Below are 19,271 nucleotides of genomic sequence, written 5' to 3' on the forward strand. Positions count from 1 at the left end.
GGAGCGGGCTTGTCCCGCGAACACGGGCGAAGCCCGTGCCATGCACCGTGTGTTGGATGCTTCGCGGGGCAAGCCCGCTCCCACAGGCACCCCCGCAGCCTTGAGGCTGATGCAGTACCTGGGGAAACAACTGGCTCGCTCAATTTCTAGAATCTAGCGCAATCCCTGTAGAAGCGGCTTTAGCCGGCGAAGAGGCCGAGGCAGTCAATCGACCAGCTGGGCTTCCTTCAACGCCCCCAACGCCTCCAGCCACCGCGGCTGCTGGCGATAGTCGGTGCGGGCATAGCCCTGACCACGCATCCGCGCAATCCGCGGCGACGGCTTGACCTTCATCCGCTGCGCCGCACTCAGTGCCAGCTCCGCTGCTGCCCGGTCATTGCACACCAGGCCCATGTCACAGCCGGCACTCAACGCTGCTTCGATACGGCTGGCGGCATCACCCACCACGTGCGCACCGGCCATCGACAGGTCGTCACTGAAGATCACCCCGTCAAAGCCCAACTCGCCACGCAGGATGTCCTGCAACCAGCGCCGCGAGAAGCCGGCTGGCTGGTTGTCGACTTGCGGGTAGATGACATGCGCCGGCATCACGGCGGCCAGCTGCCCGCTCAGGCGGCTGAACGGCACCAGATCGGCCTGGCGCAGTTGCTCCAGGCTGCGCTCGTCGGTAGGAATGGCCACATGCGAGTCAGCCTCGGCCCAGCCATGCCCGGGGAAATGCTTACCGCAGGCCGCCATGCCTGCCGCATTCATGCCACGGATGAACGCCCCGGCCAACTGCGTGGCACGCAGCGGGTCACCCTCGAAGGCCCGGCTACCCACCACGGCGCTGCGCTGGTGATCGAGGTCGAGCACTGGCGCAAAGCTCAGGTCCAGACCGACCGCCAGCACTTCGGTCGCCATCAGCCAGCCACACTGCTCGGCCAGGTACTCAGCGTTGTCGTTGTCAGCCAGTGCGCGCATGGCCGGCAGGCGTACAAAGCCTTGACGCAGACGCTGCACGCGGCCGCCCTCCTGGTCGACGGCAAGAATCAGTTCAGGGCGGATGGCGCGGATGGAAGCACACAGCTCACGCACCTGGCGCGGGCTGTCGATGTTGCGGGCAAAGATGATCAGGCCAGCGACTTCAGGCTGGCGCAGCAGGTGGCGGTCTTCGGCGGTCAGCCATTTACCGGCAATATCCACCATCAAGGAGCCTTGCAGGCTGACGGTCATGGGTAATCCTTCTTTGAAGACTGAACAAAAGCGGCGCTAGCTTAGCCCAAGCAGCCCCGCTGCGCCCAGCCTTCAGGCCTTGGCCGTGGCAGTACCGGCCTTGCTGCGCGGGCGGAGCTGCGCAGTGGCCATGGCGTCGTCGGTGACACCGCTGTCGGCGCGCATGCCCGCCGCCAGGAACGGCACCATCAGGCGCATCACCTGCTCGATAGAGGTGTTGATGCCGAAATCGGTCTCGGCAATGGCCCTCAAGGCCTTGATACCCGACATGCTGAAAGCGGCGGCCCCCAGCATGAAGTGGACACGCCAGAACAGCTCCAGCGGGGGAATACGGGGGGCGGCTTCGTTGACGAGGAGCATGTAGCGGCGGAATACCTTGCCGTACATGTCTTCCAGGTAGCGCCGCAGGTGGCCCTGGCTTTGGCTGAAGGCCAGCCCCAGCAGGCGCATGAAAATCGACAGGTCGTTGTTGCTGCGCGGCTGCACGGCCAGCGCCTGTTCCACCAGCATTTCCAGCAGCTCTTCGAGGCTGGGCTTGTGCTCCGGCCTGGCCTGGCGCCGCTCCAGTTCACGCTCGAGGCTGGCGCAGAACGGACCGAGGAAACGCGAGAACACTGCCTGAATCAAGGCCTTCTTGGAGCCGAAATGATAGTTGACAGCCGCCAGGTTGACCCCGGCCTTGCTGGTAATCAGCCGCAACGAGGTCTCGGCGAACCCCCTTTCCGCGAACAGCTGCTCGGCAGCATCGAGAATGCGTTCAACGGTTTCCGATTGGGCCATGACTACTCCGACTACTCCGCCAGACAAACAGGTGTTTGAAACATACGTTTCAGCCCTGCATCTGTCAAGGCTCCGTGACCAGGCGGTCGCCATTTAAAAGCGCCAGACGGCCAGCTGCAAGTGCCAACCCCTGCTGTTTATTGCGCCTTTTGGCTTGCAGCGCATCCAGTACTGTATATAATCCCAGTCACTGTACAAAAAGACAGAGCGCACAACATGTTGAAACTGACGCCACGCCAAGCCGAAATTCTCGCGTTCATCAAGCGTTGCCTGGAAGACAACGGCTTCCCGCCGACGCGCGCCGAGATCGCTCAGGAGCTGGGCTTCAAGTCGCCCAATGCAGCCGAGGAACACCTCAAGGCCCTTGCCCGCAAAGGTGCGATCGAAATGACCCCGGGCGCCTCCCGCGGCATCCGCATCCCTGGTTTCGAAGCCAAGGCCGAAGAAAGCGGCCTGCCGATCATCGGCCGTGTGGCTGCCGGTGCGCCGATTCTCGCCGAACAGCACATCGAGCAATCCTGCAACATCAACCCTGCCTTCTTCCACCCCCAGGCCGACTATTTGCTGCGCGTACACGGCATGAGCATGAAGGACGTCGGCATCTTCGACGGTGACCTGCTGGCAGTGCACACCTGCCGCGAGGCCCGCAACGGCCAGATCGTCGTGGCCCGCATCGGCGACGAAGTTACCGTCAAGCGCTTCAAGCGCGAAGGCAGCAAGGTCTGGCTGCTGGCCGAAAACCCCGAATTCGCCCCCATCGAAGTCGACCTGAAAGAACAGGAACTGGTGATAGAGGGCTTGAGCGTCGGCGTCATTCGCCGCTGATCCAGGAGGCGTCATGCAGCAGTTCTTTCACGCACCCGAGCAAGCCCAGTTGCCATTGTTCGAAGCATTCCTCGCCCAACCCGTGCTACCTGGCCTCAAAGCCAGCGACGCGGCGCGCAAGAGCAGCCAGCCCGAGCTGTTCAGTGAACTGTCGCTGCGCGGCACGCCCGTGCACTGCCAAAGCCTGCTGGCACCCGTACTGCGCGAGCTGAGCGAAGAAGACGAGACCCGCTGGCTGACCCTGATCGCCCCGCCATCGAGCCTGACCCAGGCCTGGCTGCGCGATGCCGGCCTCAACCGTGAACGCATCCTGCTGCTGCAACCTCGCAGCAACCAAAGCCCGCTGCAACTGGCTTGCGAAGCCTTGCGCCTGGGCCTCAGCCACACAGTGGTCAGCTGGCTGGGCAGCGTCAATGCCACTGCACGCCAGCAACTGCTGCGCGCTGCCAGTACCGGAAACGCACAAAGCCTGAACATCCGCCTCGGCTGATGTTCAGGCTTTGCCTGTCACTTCAAAAAGCCTGATTAGCTGCTGCACCGTGAGGGCGTAAAGCCTAGTGCAGCACGCGCGGCCCTTCATCACGCTCCAGCTCGCCATCCATCAGGCGACCAGCCATCTGCACGCCCACACTGAGCATGGCCTTGGCCACTTCCACATGCTGACCCTGCAAGAATACCTTGGCGTCTTCCGAGAAATCCAAGGTTACCAGAGAGCCCTCATCCTCGGCGCGACGCAGTTCGATGCGGCCATCAGGCAACTCGACAATTTCCAGAAACGACGTAGACATAAATGGCAGTTCTCCGCGAAAGGCCAGTATTGTACCAGCCGTTGCGGCTATCAGCACTCACTCAACGCGTCGCGGAAACGTCTCACCAGGCCTTTGAGGTTGTTGCGCCAGCTCTCCAGCTCGCTACGCGAAAGCGCTGGATGCTCAGGCTCATCGAGATTCACAGCCTGGATCAGCGGCTGAGTGACGTCAGTTTTCGGCGCTTTCCTGGCGACAGGTGGTCGGAACAAATCGGCATAAGCAGCGAGCATTTGCGCCAGCCAGGTTTCACGCTGGCGGGCTAGCTCCAGCAGCTCGGCGACTTCGGGGATGGCGATACCGTTCAGGCTGTCGTCCGCCAAAGCCTGCTCGACGCTTGCCACAACCGGCAGGCGGTAGAAAGCACCGATTTCATGGCACATGCCTAGCAGCGCACCGTACAGATGAAACAGCGCCGACTCGCGCTCGGCCTGGACCAAGCCCTGGGCATTCATGGCCTGGCTCTGCTCGGCCTTGGCCATGGACTCCAGGGCGAGGCCGGCGAAGAACAATTTCTGGTTGGTACGGGTGTAGGTTTCCTGGGCCATTTCAGTGCCCTCCAATAAGGCTACAAGGCGGATACCAGCATCATAAATGATCAGGGCCGGTTTGCGCCCCTTCGCAGGCTTGCCCGCGAAGGGGCGCGAACCGGCCCCAGATTACAGCACCGATAGATCAGCGCTTGTCTTCAACCTTCCAGGCATTGCCGTCGTAGAAAGCCTTCCACCCTGTCGGCTTACCATCAACCTCGGACTGCACGTACTGCTCCTTGGTCTTGCGGCTGTAGCGGATCACCGCTGGGCGGCCGTCCGGGTCTTTCTGCGGCGCGTCGCACAAGAAGTGGTACTTCGGGTCGATTTCATGCTTGTGCGGCACGATCTCCAGCACCAGCGGCGCGCGAGTTTCGCGGTTTTTCGGGAACTGGCTGGCGGCCAGGAACAACCCCGAAGCACCGTCACGCAGCACGTAGGTGTCGTCCACCTTCTCGCACTTGAGCTCGGGCATGTCCACCTTGTCCATCTTCGGTGGGGCCGCTTCGCCGCTCTTGAGCAACTTGCGAGTGTTCTTGCATGCCGGGTTGGTGCAACCAAAGAACTTGCCGAAACGGCCGGTCTTCAATTGCATCTCGCTACCACACTTGTCGCACTCCAGACTCGGCCCTTCGTAGCCCTTGATGCGGTAGTTGCCTTCCTCGATCTCGTAGCCAGCGCAATCCGGGTTGTTACCACAGATGTGCAGCTTGTGCTTCTCGTCCAGCAGGTAGGCATCCATCGCCGTGGCGCAGATCGGGCAGCGGTGCTTGCCCAGCAGCACGCGTGATTCTGACTCGCCCTCATCGTCAGCGGCAATCTCGTCGCCCGGCACCAGGTTGACGGTAGCCTTGCAGCGCTCTTTCGGCGGCAGGCTGTAGCCCGAGCAACCGAGGAACACGCCCGTTGAAGCGGTGCGGATCATCATCGGCCGACCACATTCCTTGCACGAAATGTTGGTCATGGTCGGCTGGTTGGCGCGCATGCCATTTTCGCTGGACTCGGCGGTCTGCAGCTTCTTGCTGAAGTCGCCGTAGAACTCGTCAAGCACGTTTTTCCAGTCACGCTCGCCCTGGGCCACGTCGTCGAGGTTCTCTTCCATGTCGGCGGTAAAGCCATAGTCCATGAGGTTGGAGAAGCTCTCCGACAGGCGCTCGGTGACGATATCGCCCATCTTCTCGGAGTAGAAGCGGCGGTTGTGCAGGGTCACGTAACCGCGATCCTGGATGGTGGAAATGATCGCCGCGTAGGTCGACGGGCGACCGATACCGCGCTTTTCCATCTCCTTGACCAGGCTGGCTTCGGTGAAGCGTGCGGGTGGCTTGGTGAAGTGCTGGCTCGGGTCGATCTGGATCAGCTTGAGTGCTTCACCCTGCACCATCTCTGGCAGCACGTCGTCTTCGCCCGGCTTGCTCTGCTGCGGCAGCACGCGGGTGTAACCGTCGAACTTGAGGATACGGCCCTTGGCACGCAGCTCGAAATCGCCGGCGGCGACGGTAACGCTGGTGGACAGGTACTGCGCTGGCGGCATCTGGCAGGCCAGGAACTGGCGCCAGATCAGCTCGTACAGGCGCTCGGCGTCGCGCTCCATGCCACTGAGCTTGGTCGGATGAGTGTTCACATCGGAAGGACGAATCGCTTCGTGGGCCTCCTGAGCGCCTTCCTTGCTACCGTAGACCAGCGGCGCTTCCGGCAGGTACTGCTTGCCGAACTCGCGCTCGATGTAGCTGCGGGCCATATCCAGGGCATCAGCCGACAGGTTGGTCGAGTCGGTACGCATGTAGGTGATGTAGCCGGCTTCGTACAAGCGCTGGGCCATCATCATGGTTTTCTTCACGCCGAAGCCCAGGCGATTACTGGCCGCCTGCTGCAGGGTGGACGTGATGAACGGGGCCGATGGCTTGCTGCTGGTCGGGCGATCTTCGCGCTTGACCACGCTGTAGCTGGAAGCCTTGAGCTTCTCCAGCGCCGCCATGGCCTGTGCTTCGTTGAGCGGCTTGAAGGCCTCGCCCTTCTCGCGCGCCACCTCGAAACGCACCTTGGCGTTCTTGGCGGTGCCAAGGTCGGCGTGGATCTCCCAGTACTCTTCAGGGATGAACGCGCGGATTTCACGCTCACGCTCAACCACCAGCTTCACCGCCACCGACTGTACACGGCCGGCAGACAGGCCACGGGCAATCTTGGCCCACAGCAGCGGCGAGACCATGTAGCCGACCACGCGGTCGAGGAAGCGCCGCGCCTGCTGGGCGTTGACCCGATCGATGTCCAGTTGGCCTGGCTGCGAGAACGCTTCCTGAATGGCCTTCTTGGTGATTTCGTTGAACACCACGCGCTTGTAGCGGGTGTCGTCGCCACCGATGGCCTCGCGCAGGTGCCAGGCGATGGCTTCCCCTTCGCGGTCCAAGTCGGTTGCGAGATAGATGGTGTCAGCATCCTTGGCCAGGCGGCGCAGCTCTTCGATCACCTTTTCCTTGCCAGGCAGGATCTCGTACTTGGCCTTCCAGCCGTGGTCAGGGTCGACGCCCATGCGTGCGACCAGCTGGCGACGGGCCTTTTCTTTCGGCGACAGGGCCGGAGCCTCACCCGCGGCCTTGCCACGCTTGGCGGCCGGCTCTTTGCTTGCGCTGGCCGAACCGCTGGTGGGGAGGTCTCGGATATGGCCGATACTCGACTTCACCACGTACTGGTTGCCCAGGTACTTGTTGATGGTCTTGGCCTTGGCCGGGGATTCCACAATGACCAGCGATTTGCCCATGGATCGGAGTATTCCTGAATCTGAAGATGAAAAACGCGTCAGGTGCCTAGACGCGGCACCGCTATATATAGTGGCAAAAGTGTGAGGTCAAGTTCGAACGATCACTCGTGCGACTTGCCCAGCAAGCCAGGCAGCCCTTCTTCGGCGTTGACCAAAGCAAAGCGTGGCACCTGCTCGCCGTCAACCTCGACGGACTCCTGGAACATCGAAAGTGGCCGTACCCAGAAGCTGTAGTCACCATACAGGCATTGGTAGAACACCATCCACTCTTCGCTCTCCGAGTGCCGCGCAACACTGAAGACACGGTACTCAGGCCCTTTGTAATGCCGGTAGATGCCTGGCTGTATCTGCATGTTGCCCACCCTCTTGAAAAAAACCTGAAAAAAACAAAACCGGGGCACATGGCCCCGGCTGCTGTCCCGCTACGCGATCAGACGCGTTCGAAGACAGTGGTGATACCTTGACCAAGGCCGACGCACATGGTCGCCACCCCCAGGGTACCGCCATTCTGCTTCATGACGTTGAGCAGGGTGCCGGAAATGCGCGCCCCGGAGCAACCGAACGGGTGGCCCAAGGCAATGGCGCCGCCGTGCAGGTTAACCTTCTCATCCATCTTGTCGAGCACTTTCAAGTCTTTCAACACTGGCAGGGCCTGTGCAGCAAAGGCTTCGTTGAGCTCGATGAAGTCGATATCGGCCATGGTCAGGCCGGCACGCTTGAGGGCTTTCTGGGTCGATGGCACCGGACCATAGCCCATGATTGCCGGGTCGACACCGGCCACTGCCATCGAACGGATCACCGCCAATGGCTGGATACCGAGGTCCATGGCACGCTGACCGGACATGACGATCATGCACGAGGCGCCGTCGGTAATCTGCGACGAAGTACCGGCCGTGACCGTACCGCCCTTGGGGTTGAACGCAGGCTTCAGCGATGCCAGGCCTTCGAGGGTGGTTTCCGGGCGAATGGTCTCGTCGAAATCGAACACCTTCAAGAAGCCGTTCTCGTCGTAGCCCTGCATCGGGATGATCTCGTCCTTGAACTTGCCTTCGACCGTGGCTTTGTGGGCCAGCTGGTGCGAACGCAAGCCGAACAGGTCTTGCTGCTCACGGGTGATGCCGTGCATCTTGCCGAGCATTTCTGCAGTCAGGCCCATCATCCCGGAAGCCTTGGCGGCATGCAAGGACAGGTGCGGGTTGGGGTCTACGCCGTGCATCATGCTGACGTGGCCCATGTGTTCCACGCCACCGACCACGAACACATCGCCGTTACCGGTCATGATCGCCTGGGCGGCGGTGTGCAGCGCGCTCATGGACGAGCCGCACAGGCGGCTGACCGTCTGCGCCGCAGAGGTGTGCGGGATCGGGGTCATCAGCGAAGCCATGCGGGCGATGTTCCAGCCCTGCTCCAGGGTCTGGTTGACGCAACCCCAGATCACATCCTCGACTTCTTTCGGGTCAACCTTGCCGTTGCGCTCCAACAGTTTGCTGATCAGGTGCGCCGACATGTCTTCGGCGCGGGTATTGCGGTGCATGCCACCCTTGGAGCGGCCCATTGGCGTGCGACCGAAGTCGACAATCACCACGTCTCTTGGATTCAGGCTCATATCAAATCTCTCGCTCTAGCTCGTTGACCGCTCAGTTGAAGAAGCGCTGGCCGTTCTTGGCCATTTCACGCAGCTTGGCGGTCGGGTGGTACAGCGGCCCCAGGTCGGCATACTGATCGGCCAAGGCGACGAATTCGGCCACACCGATCGAGTCGATGTAACGCAGCGCACCACCGCGGAAGGGAGGGAAACCAATGCCGTAGACCAGACCCATGTCGGCTTCGGCAGCGGTCTCGACGATGCCGTCTTCCAGGCAACGCACGGTCTCCAGGCACAGCGGGACCATCATCCAGTTGATGATGTCTTCGTCAGTGACTTCACGCTGCTCGAACACGATCGGTTTGAGCACGTCGAGCACGGTGGCATCGAAGACCTTCTTCGGTTTGCCGCGCTTGTCGGTTTCGTAGGCGTAGAAGCCCTTACCGTTCTTCTGGCCCAGGCGGTTGGCCTCGTACAGCGCATCGACCGCCGAGCGGCGCTCGTCCTTCATGCGGTCCGGGAAGCCTTCGGCCATGACGTCTCGGCCGTGGTGGCCGGTGTCGATGCCGACCACGTCCATCAAATAGGCCGGGCCCATCGGCCAGCCGAACTTTTCCATGACCTTGTCGATGCGCACGAAGTCGACACCGGCGCTGACCAGCTTGGCGAAACCGCCGAAGTAAGGGAACAGCACGCGGTTGACCAAAAAGCCCGGGCAGTCGTTGACCACGATCGGGTTCTTGCCCATTTTCTTGGCGTAGGCCACGGTGGTGGCGACCGCCACTTCACTGGACTTTTCGCCACGGATCACTTCCACCAGCGGCATCATGTGCACCGGATTGAAGAAGTGCATGCCGACGAAGTTTTCCGGGCGCTTAAGCGCCTTGGCCAGCAGGTTGATGGAGATGGTCGACGTGTTGGAGGCAAGGATCGCATCGTCCTTCACCTGCCCTTCCACTTCAGCCAGCACGGCCTGCTTGACCTTAGGGTTCTCGACCACGGCTTCGACGACGATGTCGACATTGGCGAAATCACCATAGGACAGGGTCGGGCGAATGGCGTTGAGTGCCTCGGCCATTTTGGCCGGGGTCAGACGGCCCTTCTCGACGCGGTTGCCGAGCAGCTTGGAAGCCTCGTTCAAGCCCAGCTGGATAGCTTCCTCGCGAATGTCCTTCATCAGGATCGGAGTGCCCTTGACCGCCGACTGGTAGGCGATGCCACCCCCCATGATGCCGGCACCGAGCACGGCGGCCTGCTTCACGTCATGGGCGATTTCGTCATGCGCCTTGGCCTTGCGCTTGAGCTCCTGGTCGTTCAGGAACAGGCCGATCAGGCTCTCGGCAACCGACGTCTTGGCCAGCTTGGCAAAGCCCGCGGCTTCTACTTCCAGGGCTTTGTCGCGGCCGAAGTTGGCGGCCTTCTGGATGGTTTTGATGGCTTCGACCGGGGCCGGGTAGTTCGGCCCGGCCTGGCCGGCGACAAAGCCCTTGGCAGTCTCGAAGGCCATCATCTGCTCGATGGCGTTGAGCTTGAGCTTTTCCAGCTTCGGCTGGCGCTTGGCTTTGTAGTCCAGCTCGCCGCTGATGGCGCGCTTGATCAAGTCCAGGGCGCCGGCCTGCAGCAGCTCAGGGGCAACCACGGCATCGACGGCACCGACTTTCAGGGCGTCATCGGCGCGGTTTTCCTTACCGGAGGCGATCCACTCGATGGCATTGTCCGAGCCGATCAGGCGCGGCAGGCGCACCGTACCGCCAAAGCCCGGGTAGATACCCAGCTTGACTTCCGGCAGGCCGATCTTGGCGGTATTGGACATGACGCGGTAGTCGGCCGCCAGGCACATCTCCAGGCCACCGCCCAGGGCGATGCCGTTGATGGCCGCAACGGTCGGCACTTCGAGGTCTTCGAAGGCGTTGAAGATGCGGTTGGCTTCCAGGTTGCCGGCGACCAGTTCGGCCTCGGGCAGCTTGAAGTTGTCGACGAACTCGGTGATATCGGCGCCGACGATGAACACGTCCTTGCCACTGCTGACGATCACGCCCTTGACCGAGGCGTCGGCCTGGATGGCGTCGACGGCCTGGCGCAGCTCGTTCAGGGTAAGGCGGTTGAACTTGTTGACGGACTCACCCTTGAGGTCGAACTTGAGCTCGACGATGCCACTTTCAAGAGCCTTAACCGTGATGGCTTTACCTTCGTAAATCATCAACTGATCTCCACGATATGGAAGCTGAACTGTACACGCCGATCGCTGCAGCAAAAGCAGGCCTAACTGCCCCGCCCCAGGCACACCCGTCAGCGCGCTAGTCGGAAGTATGGCTTGGCGTCATGACATACAAACGCTCAATTCATACGCCCGTTTGATTTGGGTGTGCACACATTCTCCGAAAAGACCGACGTTGTCAAATGCTCGCAAGCACGAGGAAAACGCGACTTTCCGGTCATTTTCTATCGTCCCGGTACAAAACATGATGACAGTGATCGCCGACCATTCATGTCAGCGATTGACCGCAACGACTTGAAAATCGTTGCAACTTTGCCCTTGCGCGGCAACCGTGGACGGCTACACTGGCACTTGCTTGAATGAATACCCGGCCTGCCTGGCCTTTTCTGCGACAGCAGAACGCAAAGCGGCGACTTGGCACCCCACCCCTTCAGGGGTATGCCAAGCCGCCGCTTTGTCGTTGAAGAGCAGTTTTACCGGGCTGAACGCCGACACTGCGGGGGCGGGCCTACCCGCGAAGCAGGAGGGCCATGCAAAAGCAGAACTCAGGCCAAGGTTTCGAGGACGTAGGCAACATCCCGCAACACAGCCGTATCACCGCGCTCGGTCCAGTACAGGGCAATCATTCGCGCATCGGCCTCGACCTTGTACACAGTGGCCGGCAAGCGCCCCAGGGCCTCCATGAAACGTGGGTCCTGGCAGGGTTCGCGCCACTGGTTCCACCACACCCCTGGGCTGACCTGCCAGAAACTGAAGCTGTCTTCATGCCCCCGGCGCCGGGCCCGGTGGTACTGCGGGCAGGGGCTTGGTGGCTCCTTTTCCATCCAGTGCGGCCACTGCTGTGGCGCCAACTGCATGGCCAGGCCCATGCGCCGAGCCTCCAGGCGCAACTGCATCTGCTCGCTCTGCTTGCGCGAACTGCGCAGCCAGGAGAGCGGGCTGAGAATCAGCGCAAGGATTGACACCACCAGCAATATCGTCATATCTGTAGATCCCATAAAGCGTTGCAAATGAGCTGGTTAGCCATTTTTCACGGAAGACCCGCCCGAAAGCGACCATACTTCTTCTATCGCGATTGCCAGGAGTACCGCTCATGGAATACGAACATTTGTTGGTCGCCGTCGACCTGACCGAAGAATGCGACCCGGTGATCAAGCGCGCCATGGCGCTCGCCAAACCTTCGAACGCCAAGGTATCGCTGGTGCATATCGTCGAGCCTATGGCCATGGCATTCGGCGGTGATGTGCCGATGGACCTGTCGCAGCTGCAACAGCAGCAGTTCGACCAAGCCAAGGAGCGCATGGAACGCCTGTTCAACAAGTACACGGACATCCAGCGTGGCGATTCGCACCTGACCTACGGCCAACCGCGCCAGGAAATCCACCAGCTGGCCAAGGAGCAAAAGTGCGACCTGATCGTGGTGGGCAGCCATGGCCGTCATGGCCTGGCGTTGCTGCTGGGGTCCACGGCCAATGATGTGCTACACGGTGCGCCGTGCGACGTGCTGGCGGTCCGCTTGCTGAAGAAGGATTGATTCAACCTGTACCGACCTCTTCGCGGGGCAAGCCCGCTCCCACAGGTAAATCACTGGCCTTGAGGCGTGTGATGTATCTGTGGGAGTGGGCTTGCCCCGCGAAGAGGCCGGTACAGGTTGAAATCTGCTCAGCCTTCCAGCTCGGCCCAGCGCTCTACCAGCGCATCCAGCTCGCCCTGTAGCTTCTCGATCTTCGCCAGCACCGCCGAGGTTTCTGTGATCGGCCGCTGGTAGAAGCCAGTCGCATTCACTTCTTCCTGGGCTTCAGCCATGCGCTGCTCCAGCTCATCGATCTGCCCCGGCAGCATCTCCAGCTCACGCTGCAGCTTGTAGCTCAGCTTCTTCTTCGAAGCTTCTTCCACCACCGGCGCCGCGACAGGCTCAGGCTTGACCTCGACCTTCTCCACCACCGCGCTGTTGAGCGCCGACTTACCGCCCTTGCTCTCGGTTACGCCCAGCAGTTTCGGCGAGCCACCCTGACGAATCCAGTCCTCGTAGCCACCGACGTACTCACGCACCTTGCCTTCGCCTTCGAACACCAGGGTGCTGGTGACGACGTTGTCGAGGAAGGCCCGGTCGTGGCTGACCATCAGCACGGTGCCCTTGTAGTTGGACAGCACTTCTTCCAGCAGCTCGAGGGTTTCCACATCCAGGTCGTTGGTCGGTTCGTCAAGCACCAGCAGGTTGGCGGGCTTGCTGAACAGCTTGGCCAGCAGCAGCCGCGCACGCTCACCGCCCGACAGCGCCTTGACCGGCGTGCGCGCACGCTGAGGGCTGAACAGGAAGTCGCCCAGGTAGCTCAGCACGTGGCGATTCTGGCCATCGATCTCAATGAAGTCGCGGCCTTCGGCGAGGTTGTCGATTACCGTCTTTTCAAGGTCGAGCTGGTGGCGCATCTGGTCGAAATAGGCCACTTCCAGCTTGGTACCACGCTCCACCTTGCCCGCTGTAGGCTCAAGGTCGCCCAGCATCATCTTGAGCAAGGTGGTCTTGCCGGTACCGTTGGCGCCCAGCAGGCCGATACGGTCCTGGCGCTGCAGGACCATGGAAAAGTCCTTTACCAGCAGCGGGCCGTCGGCGTGATGGAAGCTGACGTTCTCCAGCACCATCACCTGCTTGCCGGACTTGTCGGCCGCTTCGATCTGGATATTGGCCTTGCCCTGACGCTCGCGGCGCTCGCCACGCTCTACACGCAGGGCCTTGAGCGCACGCACGCGGCCTTCGTTACGGGTCCGGCGAGCCTTGATGCCTTGGCGGATCCATACTTCTTCCTGGGCCAGGCGCTTGTCGAACAACGCGTTGGCGGTTTCTTCGGCGGCCAGCGCGGCCTCCTTGTGCACCAGGAAGCTGGCGTAGTCGCCGTTCCAGTCGATCAGGCCACCACGGTCCAGCTCAAGGATGCGTGTAGCGAGGTTCTGCAGGAAGGAACGGTCGTGGGTGATGAACAGCACCGCGCCGTTGAAGCCACGCAGGGCCTCTTCGAGCCAGGCGATAGCGCCAATGTCCAGGTGGTTGGTTGGCTCGTCCAGCAGCAGCAGGTCGGGCTCCGACACCAGCGCCTGGGCCAGCAGCACGCGGCGGCGCCAGCCACCGGACAGTTCGGCCAGGGTCTTGTCGGCCGGCAGTTGCAGGCGGCTGAGCGTGCTTTCCACCACTTGCTGCAGGCGCCAGCCGTCGCGGGCTTCCAGCTCGTGCTGGACGTGCATGAGCTTTTCCAGGTCTTCGTCACCCTGGATATTCATGCTCAGGTGATGGAACTGCGCCAGCAGCTCACCCACGCCATCCAGGCCAGCAGCCACCACGTCGAACACCGTACGCTCGTCGGCCACCGGTAGCTCCTGGGGCAGCTCGCCGATCTTCAGGCCCGGGGCACGCCAGATTTCGCCGTCGTCGCCCTTCTGCTCGCCCTTGACCAGGCGCAGCATGCTCGACTTACCGGTGCCGTTGCGGCCGATGATGCACACCCGCTCGCCACGAGCGATCTGCCAGGACACTTTGTCCAGCAGCGGCATCGCGCCGAATGCGAGGGACACATCGCTGAATTTGAGCAGGGTCATGTTGGTCTCCATAAATCGGGGGCGCATTCTACCTGACTTGGCCCCCGACGGCATCCGCCAGGCCAACCGCCGAGCAGTCAGTGACAGCTGGTCGTACTTAATATCCCGATACAAGCACAGTGCTTTCACCCGCCGCCGGCAAACAGCTAAGCTAAGGCAATAGCTTCCAACAGTGCTGGCTCCGCCGTCACTTCCCCATGGTTCAACTGCCCGGACGTATCATGCGCAGCCGCCTGTTACATATTGCATCCTGCCTGCTGCTTACCGCTGCCACCTGCGCGGCGCAGGCCACCGACCTGACCCTGCAACGCCAGTATTATGACGAGGCCAAGCGTGCGCTGGCCAAGGGCGACAAAGGCCCGTACCTGCGCTACGCCCAGGCCCTTAGCGACTACCCGCTCACCCCATACCTGGCCTATGACGAACTCACCGCACGCCTGAAAAGCGCCAGCAACCAGGAAATCGAAGCCTTCCTCGCCAAGCATGGCGACCTGCCCCAGGCCAACTGGATGAAACTGCGCTGGTTGCGCTGGCTGGCCGAACGCGGCGAATGGGACACCTTCGTCAAGTATTACGACCCCAAGCTCAACTTCACCGAACTGGACTGCCTCAACGGCCAGTACCAGCTCAGCCATGGCCTGCGCGCCGAAGGCAACGCCACCGCTGACAAGCTGTGGAACGTGGGCAAGTCACAACCTGCCGCGTGCGATACGCTGTTCGGCATGTGGGCAGCCGAAGGCCAGCTGACCGAGAGCAAGCGCTGGCATCGTACCAAGCTGGCCGCCCAGGCACGCAACTACGGCCTGGCCAACAACCTGGTCAAGACCCTGACCACCCTTGCTCCGCAAGGGCGTCTGCTGGTTGACGTGGCGCAGAAGCCCGAGCTGCTCAACCAGCCATCGCGCTTCACCCCGGCCAACGAAGCGATGGCCGACGTAGTCAGCCTCGGCCTGCGCCGCCTGGCGCGGCAAAATCCGGAGCAGGCCATGGCGCTGCTTGACGATTACGCCCAGCGCATGCACTTTTCTCGCGACGAGAAGGTGGCCATCGCCCGCGAAATCGGCCTGACCCTCGCCCGCCGCTACGACCCGCGCGCGCTCGACCTGATGACCCGCTACGACCCCGAGCTGCGTGACAACACCGTCAGCGAATGGCGCCTGCGCTTGCTGCTGCGCCTGGGCCGCTGGGAAGACGCCTACACGTTGACCAAGCGCCTGCCCCAGGACCTGGCCAGCAGTAGCCGCTGGAAGTACTGGCAGGCACGCAGCCTGGAACTGGCACAGCCGAACAACCCGCAGATCCCGTTGCTGTACAAAACCGTGGCGCGTGAGCGTGATTTCTATGGTTTCCTCGCTGCCGACCGGGCCCAGACCCCGTATCAGTTGAACAACAAGCCGCTGCTGCTGAGCCCGCAACTGGTCAAGAAGGTGCGTAACACACCGGGCATTCAGCGCGCACTGGAATTCCACGCCCGCGGCCAGATCGTCGAAGGGCGCCGCGAGTGGTACCACGTCAGCCGCCACTTCACCCGCGACGAGATGGTCGCCCAGGCCCGTCTGGGTTATGAATTGCGCTGGTACTTCCCGGCCATCCGCACCATCAGCCAGGCGCAGTATTGGGACGACCTGGACATCCGCTTCCCGATGGCCCACCGCGACACCCTCGTGCGTGAAGCCAAGGTACGCGGCCTGCATTCGAGCTGGGTGTTCGCCATCACCCGCCAGGAAAGTGCCTTCATGGAGGATGCCCGCTCGCCAGTGGGCGCCAGCGGCCTGATGCAGCTCATGCCGGCCACCGCCAAGGAAACCGCGCGCAAGTTCAGCATTCCGCTGGCATCACCGGCGCAGGTGCTCAACCCGGACAAGAACATCCAGCTGGGTGCAGCCTACCTGAGCCAGGTGCACAGCCAGTTCAACGGCAACCGGGTGCTGGCCTCGGCGGCTTACAACGCCGGGCCGGGGCGCGTTCGCCAATGGCTCAAAGGGGCCAAGCATCTGAGCTTCGATGTATGGGTGGAGTCGATTCCGTTCGACGAGACCCGCCAGTACGTGCAAAACGTACTGTCGTATTCGGTCATCTACGGGCAAAAGCTGAACTCACCGCAGCCGCTGGTGGACTGGCATGAGCGGTATTTCGATGACATGTGATTGTTGCTGAGCCTGTACCGACCCTATCGCTGGCTTGACGGCGATAGGGCCGGTAACGGCAACATCGCTACTCCAGGACTTCTACCTGCATCCCAACGTCCAACCGCCCGCTGCCATCCACCGCCAGGTTTTGGCCGAACAGCACGTCGCCTTCCTTTTCGCGGAACGTCTTCAGCGTAGCCATAGGCTCACGGTCAGCGCTGCGCTCACCGGTGGCCGGATCGATGGTCGTGAAGATGCACCGCACACTGGGCTTGAGCACCCGGAATTCCAGGCTGCCAATGCGAATCCGTTTCCAGCCATCCTCGGCAAATGGCTCAGCCCCCTGCACCACCAAATTAGGCCGAAAGCGCAGCATTTCCATGGGCCGGCCGATACGCCGGCTCAGCTCGTCCAGCGAGCCCTGGCCAATCAGCAGCAACGGGAACCCGTCGGGAAACGCCGCCCGATCACTGTTGAGACCATAACCATTGGGCAGGTAACGCGCACGCTGCTCCGGGCAATGTACCAGGCGAACGGCCTTGCCCAGCAACGCGCTCAACCAACCTGCCGCCGCATCGCCAGCGTCCGGAACGCGTAGGGTATCGCGCCAGATGGTCACGCCACGCAGGGCTTCGTCGGCAGGCGGCACCGCCACGCGCAAGGGCGCCTGCCCCGGGGCCTGCAGCAATAACTGGCCATTGTCGTCGTTATGCGCTTCGATGCGGCCAAGCTGTGGCCAGGCGCGCTGGGTCAGGAAGCGTCCGTTTTCTTCCTCCACTACCATCCAGCGCCGGTCACCCTGCAGCCCCAAACAGCCAACCGCTGAAGCCTGCAGACCTTGCGCCCGCCCCGACTTCACCGGGTACCGATACAACTCACTGAGAAACATCCCTGCCGCCTCGCGTCATGCCAAAAGCCAAGCTTATACCTGGCCGGCCCCCGGATCACGCAGAGGCGATGTCCATCAGCAGCCGCTGCTTGACCACGTCGACCAGGCGATCGGGCTGGAACTTGGACAGGAAGTTGTCGCAGCCCACCTTCTTCACCATCGATTCGTTGAAACTGCCCGACAACGAAGTATGCAGCACCACATAGAGCTGACGCAGGCGCGCATCGCTACGAATCTCGGTGGTCAACCGGTAGCCGTCCATTTCCGGCATTTCGGCGTCGGTAAACACCATCAGCAGCTTCTCGCACACGTCCTCGCCGGCATCGGCCCAGCCCTTGAGCATGCGTAGCGCCTTCAGGCCATCACTGGCCACATGCAGTTTCACGCCAAGCTGGGACAGGGTGTCACGCAATTGCGCCAAGGCCACACTGGAGTCGTCCACCAGCAACACTTCGCGGCCACGCGCCCGGGCCAGCACCGGGTCGGCCAGTTTCTCGCCGGACACCCGTGCGTTGTACGGCACGATCTCGGCGAGCACCTTCTCCACATCGATCACTTCCACCAACTTGTCGTCGACCTTGGTGATAGCGGTCAGGTAATGCTGGCGTCCGGCACTGGTCGGCGGCGGCATGATCGACTCCCAGTTCATATTGACGATGCGGTCGACACCGCCCACCAGGAAGGCCTGCACCGACCGGTTGTATTCGGTGACAATGATGGTGCTGTCTGGCCCTGGCTGCAGCGGGCGCATGCCGATCGCCTGGGACAGGTCGATCACCGGCAGCGTCTGCCCACGCAGGTTTACCACCCCGCAGACGAAGGCATGGCGCTGAGGCATCAGGGTCAGCTTGGGCAGTTGCAGGACTTCCTGCACCTTGAACACGTTGATCGCGAACAACTGCCGACCGGCCAGGCGAAACATCAGGATTTCCAGGCGGTTCTCACCCACCAGTTGCGTGCGTTGGTCTACCGTGTCGAGAATGCCTGCCATTGAAAAGCCCCCAGGCTTGAGTCGAGAAATGTAAAGTCATCCACCCTGTATCGGCGGCTTCACGCACACCTTGACCCTTGCGGGAAAATGCCGCGCAACCAATTGATATCACTTTACCATCATGCTTAACTCAAGGCACTGCAGGCCAATCAAGCACCTGATAAAAGTTCCGCACCCGTGCCGCTTATCAGGGAAACCCTTACCAGTAATCAGGTGCAACCTGATATTCGCGATATCCTTTAGCCATTAATGTGACGCCATTCTCACTGCATGAATGGAGTCAGGCTTTTGCTAGCTATCGTTTCGGCGTGCTCATCCCCTGCGCCCATGCCACGCGCGGGGCGCTGATGGTGGACTCTGCCTTATCGTTCGATGAAGCCTTGCGGGGTTTTCTGCTTGATGCCCAGGTGCTGCTGACCCAGGCGCATGAATGCCTGCGGCATCTGGAACTGATCGATAACGATCCGGATGCCTGCCGCTGCCTGGAAAATACCCTCGACGGCCTCGCTCGCCAGGCCACACGCCTGGGCCTGCGTGAAGTAGCCCATTACTCAAGCGCCCTGCAGCAGTTGCTGGCCCCGGCCTGCCACGGCGGCTGCCTGCAACGTGAAGCCCTGCCTGCGGTACAGGCCTGCCTTACCCTGCTGGCGTGGCAGCTGGAGCTGGTCGACCCCCGGACCGGGCGGCTGAACCTGGATATTGGCGAGCAACTGGTCTTGCTGGGCGAGTTGGCCAAAGCTGTACAGCAACCCTTCGCGCCAGCCTGTGCCGCTTGCGATGAGCACGGTAGCCCTTGCATTCACCCGCATGCTGACGTGGCAGCCGGCACGCGTGCCGGGCGCCCGCACCCGTCGCATCAACCTGCAGCCAAGTGCAACTAAGTACGTGTATTGCAGCCCGGCACCGGTCGAACTTGGAAAGTTCTGCAAGTTCTTCATGGGCGAAGTTGCACCGTTG

General features: G+C 61.8%; 17 protein-coding genes. 5 read left to right on the forward strand and 12 right to left on the reverse strand.

Annotated features, from left to right (window positions below):
- Positions 1–204: 204 nt before the first annotated feature.
- Together nagZ and OO258_RS12910 are read right to left on the reverse strand one after the other, a co-directional pair.
- A complete protein-coding gene (gene nagZ / locus OO258_RS12905; protein ID WP_266030991.1) occupies positions 205–1,203 on the reverse strand; it encodes a beta-N-acetylhexosaminidase in 999 nt (332 codons plus the stop codon).
- 84 nt (positions 1,204–1,287) lie between these two features.
- On the reverse strand, positions 1,288–1,995 hold the full coding sequence (locus OO258_RS12910; protein ID WP_266030855.1) for a TetR/AcrR family transcriptional regulator: 708 nt from the start codon (positions 1,993–1,995) through the stop codon (positions 1,288–1,290).
- A 216-nt stretch (positions 1,996–2,211) separates the two neighbouring features.
- Here OO258_RS12910 and lexA point away from each other — a divergent pair, with 216 nt between their 5' ends.
- Positions 2,212–2,820, forward strand: coding sequence for a transcriptional repressor LexA (gene lexA, locus OO258_RS12915; RefSeq protein ID WP_110745794.1), 609 nt, complete (start codon positions 2,212–2,214; stop codon positions 2,818–2,820).
- A 13-nt stretch (positions 2,821–2,833) separates the two neighbouring features.
- Positions 2,834–3,310, forward strand: a complete 477-nt coding sequence (gene sulA, locus OO258_RS12920; protein ID WP_266030857.1) for an SOS-induced cell division inhibitor SulA — start codon at positions 2,834–2,836, stop codon at positions 3,308–3,310.
- Positions 3,311–3,374: 64 nt separating this feature from the next.
- Here sulA and OO258_RS12925 read toward each other — a convergent pair whose 3' ends face one another.
- The 7 genes from OO258_RS12925 to OO258_RS12955 form a co-directional block, all read right to left on the reverse strand.
- A complete protein-coding gene (locus OO258_RS12925; protein WP_003248777.1) occupies positions 3,375–3,608 on the reverse strand; it encodes a hypothetical protein in 234 nt (77 codons plus the stop codon).
- Positions 3,609–3,658: 50 nt separating this feature from the next.
- Positions 3,659–4,174 carry a DUF6586 family protein gene (locus OO258_RS12930; protein ID WP_266030859.1) on the reverse strand — a complete coding sequence of 172 codons (516 nt, stop codon included), beginning with the start codon at positions 4,172–4,174 and terminating at the stop codon, positions 3,659–3,661.
- Positions 4,175–4,301: 127 nt separating this feature from the next.
- Positions 4,302–6,911 (reverse strand): type I DNA topoisomerase, encoded by a 2,610-nt coding sequence (topA, locus tag OO258_RS12935; protein WP_266030862.1) that lies wholly within the window; start codon positions 6,909–6,911, stop codon positions 4,302–4,304.
- A 101-nt stretch (positions 6,912–7,012) separates the two neighbouring features.
- Positions 7,013–7,264: a DUF1653 domain-containing protein gene (locus OO258_RS12940; RefSeq protein ID WP_110745797.1), complete on the reverse strand. Its 252-nt coding sequence runs from the start codon at positions 7,262–7,264 to the stop codon at positions 7,013–7,015.
- A gap of 77 nt (positions 7,265–7,341) precedes the next feature.
- Positions 7,342–8,517: an acetyl-CoA C-acyltransferase FadA gene (fadA, locus tag OO258_RS12945; protein ID WP_010953128.1), complete on the reverse strand. Its 1,176-nt coding sequence runs from the start codon at positions 8,515–8,517 to the stop codon at positions 7,342–7,344.
- A 31-nt stretch (positions 8,518–8,548) separates the two neighbouring features.
- Positions 8,549–10,696 carry a fatty acid oxidation complex subunit alpha FadB gene (gene fadB / locus OO258_RS12950; protein ID WP_266030864.1) on the reverse strand — a complete coding sequence of 716 codons (2,148 nt, stop codon included), beginning with the start codon at positions 10,694–10,696 and terminating at the stop codon, positions 8,549–8,551.
- A gap of 563 nt (positions 10,697–11,259) precedes the next feature.
- Positions 11,260–11,697, reverse strand: coding sequence for a hypothetical protein (locus OO258_RS12955; protein ID WP_266030866.1), 438 nt, complete (start codon positions 11,695–11,697; stop codon positions 11,260–11,262).
- A gap of 110 nt (positions 11,698–11,807) precedes the next feature.
- On the opposite strand from OO258_RS12955, the gene OO258_RS12960 reads away from it, so the two are divergent.
- Positions 11,808–12,248 (forward strand): universal stress protein, encoded by a 441-nt coding sequence (locus tag OO258_RS12960; protein WP_266030868.1) that lies wholly within the window; start codon positions 11,808–11,810, stop codon positions 12,246–12,248.
- A gap of 128 nt (positions 12,249–12,376) precedes the next feature.
- Here the strand turns inward: OO258_RS12960 and OO258_RS12965 are convergent, their stop codons facing one another.
- The gene (locus OO258_RS12965) at positions 12,377–14,305 is read right to left on the reverse strand and encodes an ATP-binding cassette domain-containing protein (protein ID WP_110745800.1); all 1,929 of its coding nucleotides are present in this window, start codon (positions 14,303–14,305) and stop codon (positions 12,377–12,379) included.
- 221 nt (positions 14,306–14,526) lie between these two features.
- On the opposite strand from OO258_RS12965, the gene OO258_RS12970 reads away from it, so the two are divergent.
- Positions 14,527–16,452 carry a transglycosylase SLT domain-containing protein gene (locus tag OO258_RS12970; RefSeq protein WP_110745801.1) on the forward strand — a complete coding sequence of 642 codons (1,926 nt, stop codon included), beginning with the start codon at positions 14,527–14,529 and terminating at the stop codon, positions 16,450–16,452.
- A gap of 67 nt (positions 16,453–16,519) precedes the next feature.
- Here OO258_RS12970 and OO258_RS12975 read toward each other — a convergent pair whose 3' ends face one another.
- Complete coding sequence (locus OO258_RS12975) at positions 16,520–17,323, reverse strand: MOSC domain-containing protein (RefSeq protein WP_266030871.1); 804 nt, start codon at positions 17,321–17,323, stop codon at positions 16,520–16,522.
- A gap of 55 nt (positions 17,324–17,378) precedes the next feature.
- Positions 17,379–18,314, reverse strand: a complete 936-nt coding sequence (locus OO258_RS12980) for a chemotaxis protein CheV (protein WP_266030873.1) — start codon at positions 18,312–18,314, stop codon at positions 17,379–17,381.
- Between the two features lie 350 nt (positions 18,315–18,664).
- Between OO258_RS12980 and OO258_RS12985 the strand changes: the two genes are divergently transcribed.
- A complete protein-coding gene (locus OO258_RS12985; RefSeq protein WP_266030875.1) occupies positions 18,665–19,195 on the forward strand; it encodes a histidine kinase in 531 nt (176 codons plus the stop codon).
- Positions 19,196–19,271 lie beyond the last annotated feature (76 nt).

Origin of the sequence: Pseudomonas sp. DCB_BI, assembly GCF_026240995.1 — a bacterium.
Taxonomy (GTDB): domain Bacteria; phylum Pseudomonadota; class Gammaproteobacteria; order Pseudomonadales; family Pseudomonadaceae; genus Aquipseudomonas.

What these genes read in the sequence shown, in the direction of transcription:
- OO258_RS12910 (WP_266030855.1), bottom strand. Translation starts at nt 1,995, where the DNA reads ATGGCCCAATCGGAAACCGTTGAACGCATTCTCGATGCTGCCGAGCAG.
- lexA (WP_110745794.1), top strand. Translation starts at nt 2,212, where the DNA reads ATGTTGAAACTGACGCCACGCCAAGCCGAAATTCTCGCGTTCATCAAG.
- sulA (WP_266030857.1), top strand. Translation starts at nt 2,834, where the DNA reads ATGCAGCAGTTCTTTCACGCACCCGAGCAAGCCCAGTTGCCATTGTTC.
- OO258_RS12925 (WP_003248777.1), bottom strand. Translation starts at nt 3,608, where the DNA reads ATGTCTACGTCGTTTCTGGAAATTGTCGAGTTGCCTGATGGCCGCATC.
- OO258_RS12930 (WP_266030859.1), bottom strand. Translation starts at nt 4,174, where the DNA reads ATGGCCCAGGAAACCTACACCCGTACCAACCAGAAATTGTTCTTCGCC.
- topA (WP_266030862.1), bottom strand. Translation starts at nt 6,911, where the DNA reads ATGGGCAAATCGCTGGTCATTGTGGAATCCCCGGCCAAGGCCAAGACC.
- OO258_RS12940 (WP_110745797.1), bottom strand. Translation starts at nt 7,264, where the DNA reads ATGCAGATACAGCCAGGCATCTACCGGCATTACAAAGGGCCTGAGTAC.
- fadA (WP_010953128.1), bottom strand. Translation starts at nt 8,517, where the DNA reads ATGAGCCTGAATCCAAGAGACGTGGTGATTGTCGACTTCGGTCGCACG.
- fadB (WP_266030864.1), bottom strand. Translation starts at nt 10,696, where the DNA reads ATGATTTACGAAGGTAAAGCCATCACGGTTAAGGCTCTTGAAAGTGGC.
- OO258_RS12955 (WP_266030866.1), bottom strand. Translation starts at nt 11,697, where the DNA reads ATGACGATATTGCTGGTGGTGTCAATCCTTGCGCTGATTCTCAGCCCG.
- OO258_RS12960 (WP_266030868.1), top strand. Translation starts at nt 11,808, where the DNA reads ATGGAATACGAACATTTGTTGGTCGCCGTCGACCTGACCGAAGAATGC.
- OO258_RS12965 (WP_110745800.1), bottom strand. Translation starts at nt 14,305, where the DNA reads ATGACCCTGCTCAAATTCAGCGATGTGTCCCTCGCATTCGGCGCGATG.
- OO258_RS12970 (WP_110745801.1), top strand. Translation starts at nt 14,527, where the DNA reads ATGCGCAGCCGCCTGTTACATATTGCATCCTGCCTGCTGCTTACCGCT.
- OO258_RS12975 (WP_266030871.1), bottom strand. Translation starts at nt 17,323, where the DNA reads ATGTTTCTCAGTGAGTTGTATCGGTACCCGGTGAAGTCGGGGCGGGCG.
- OO258_RS12980 (WP_266030873.1), bottom strand. Translation starts at nt 18,314, where the DNA reads ATGGCAGGCATTCTCGACACGGTAGACCAACGCACGCAACTGGTGGGT.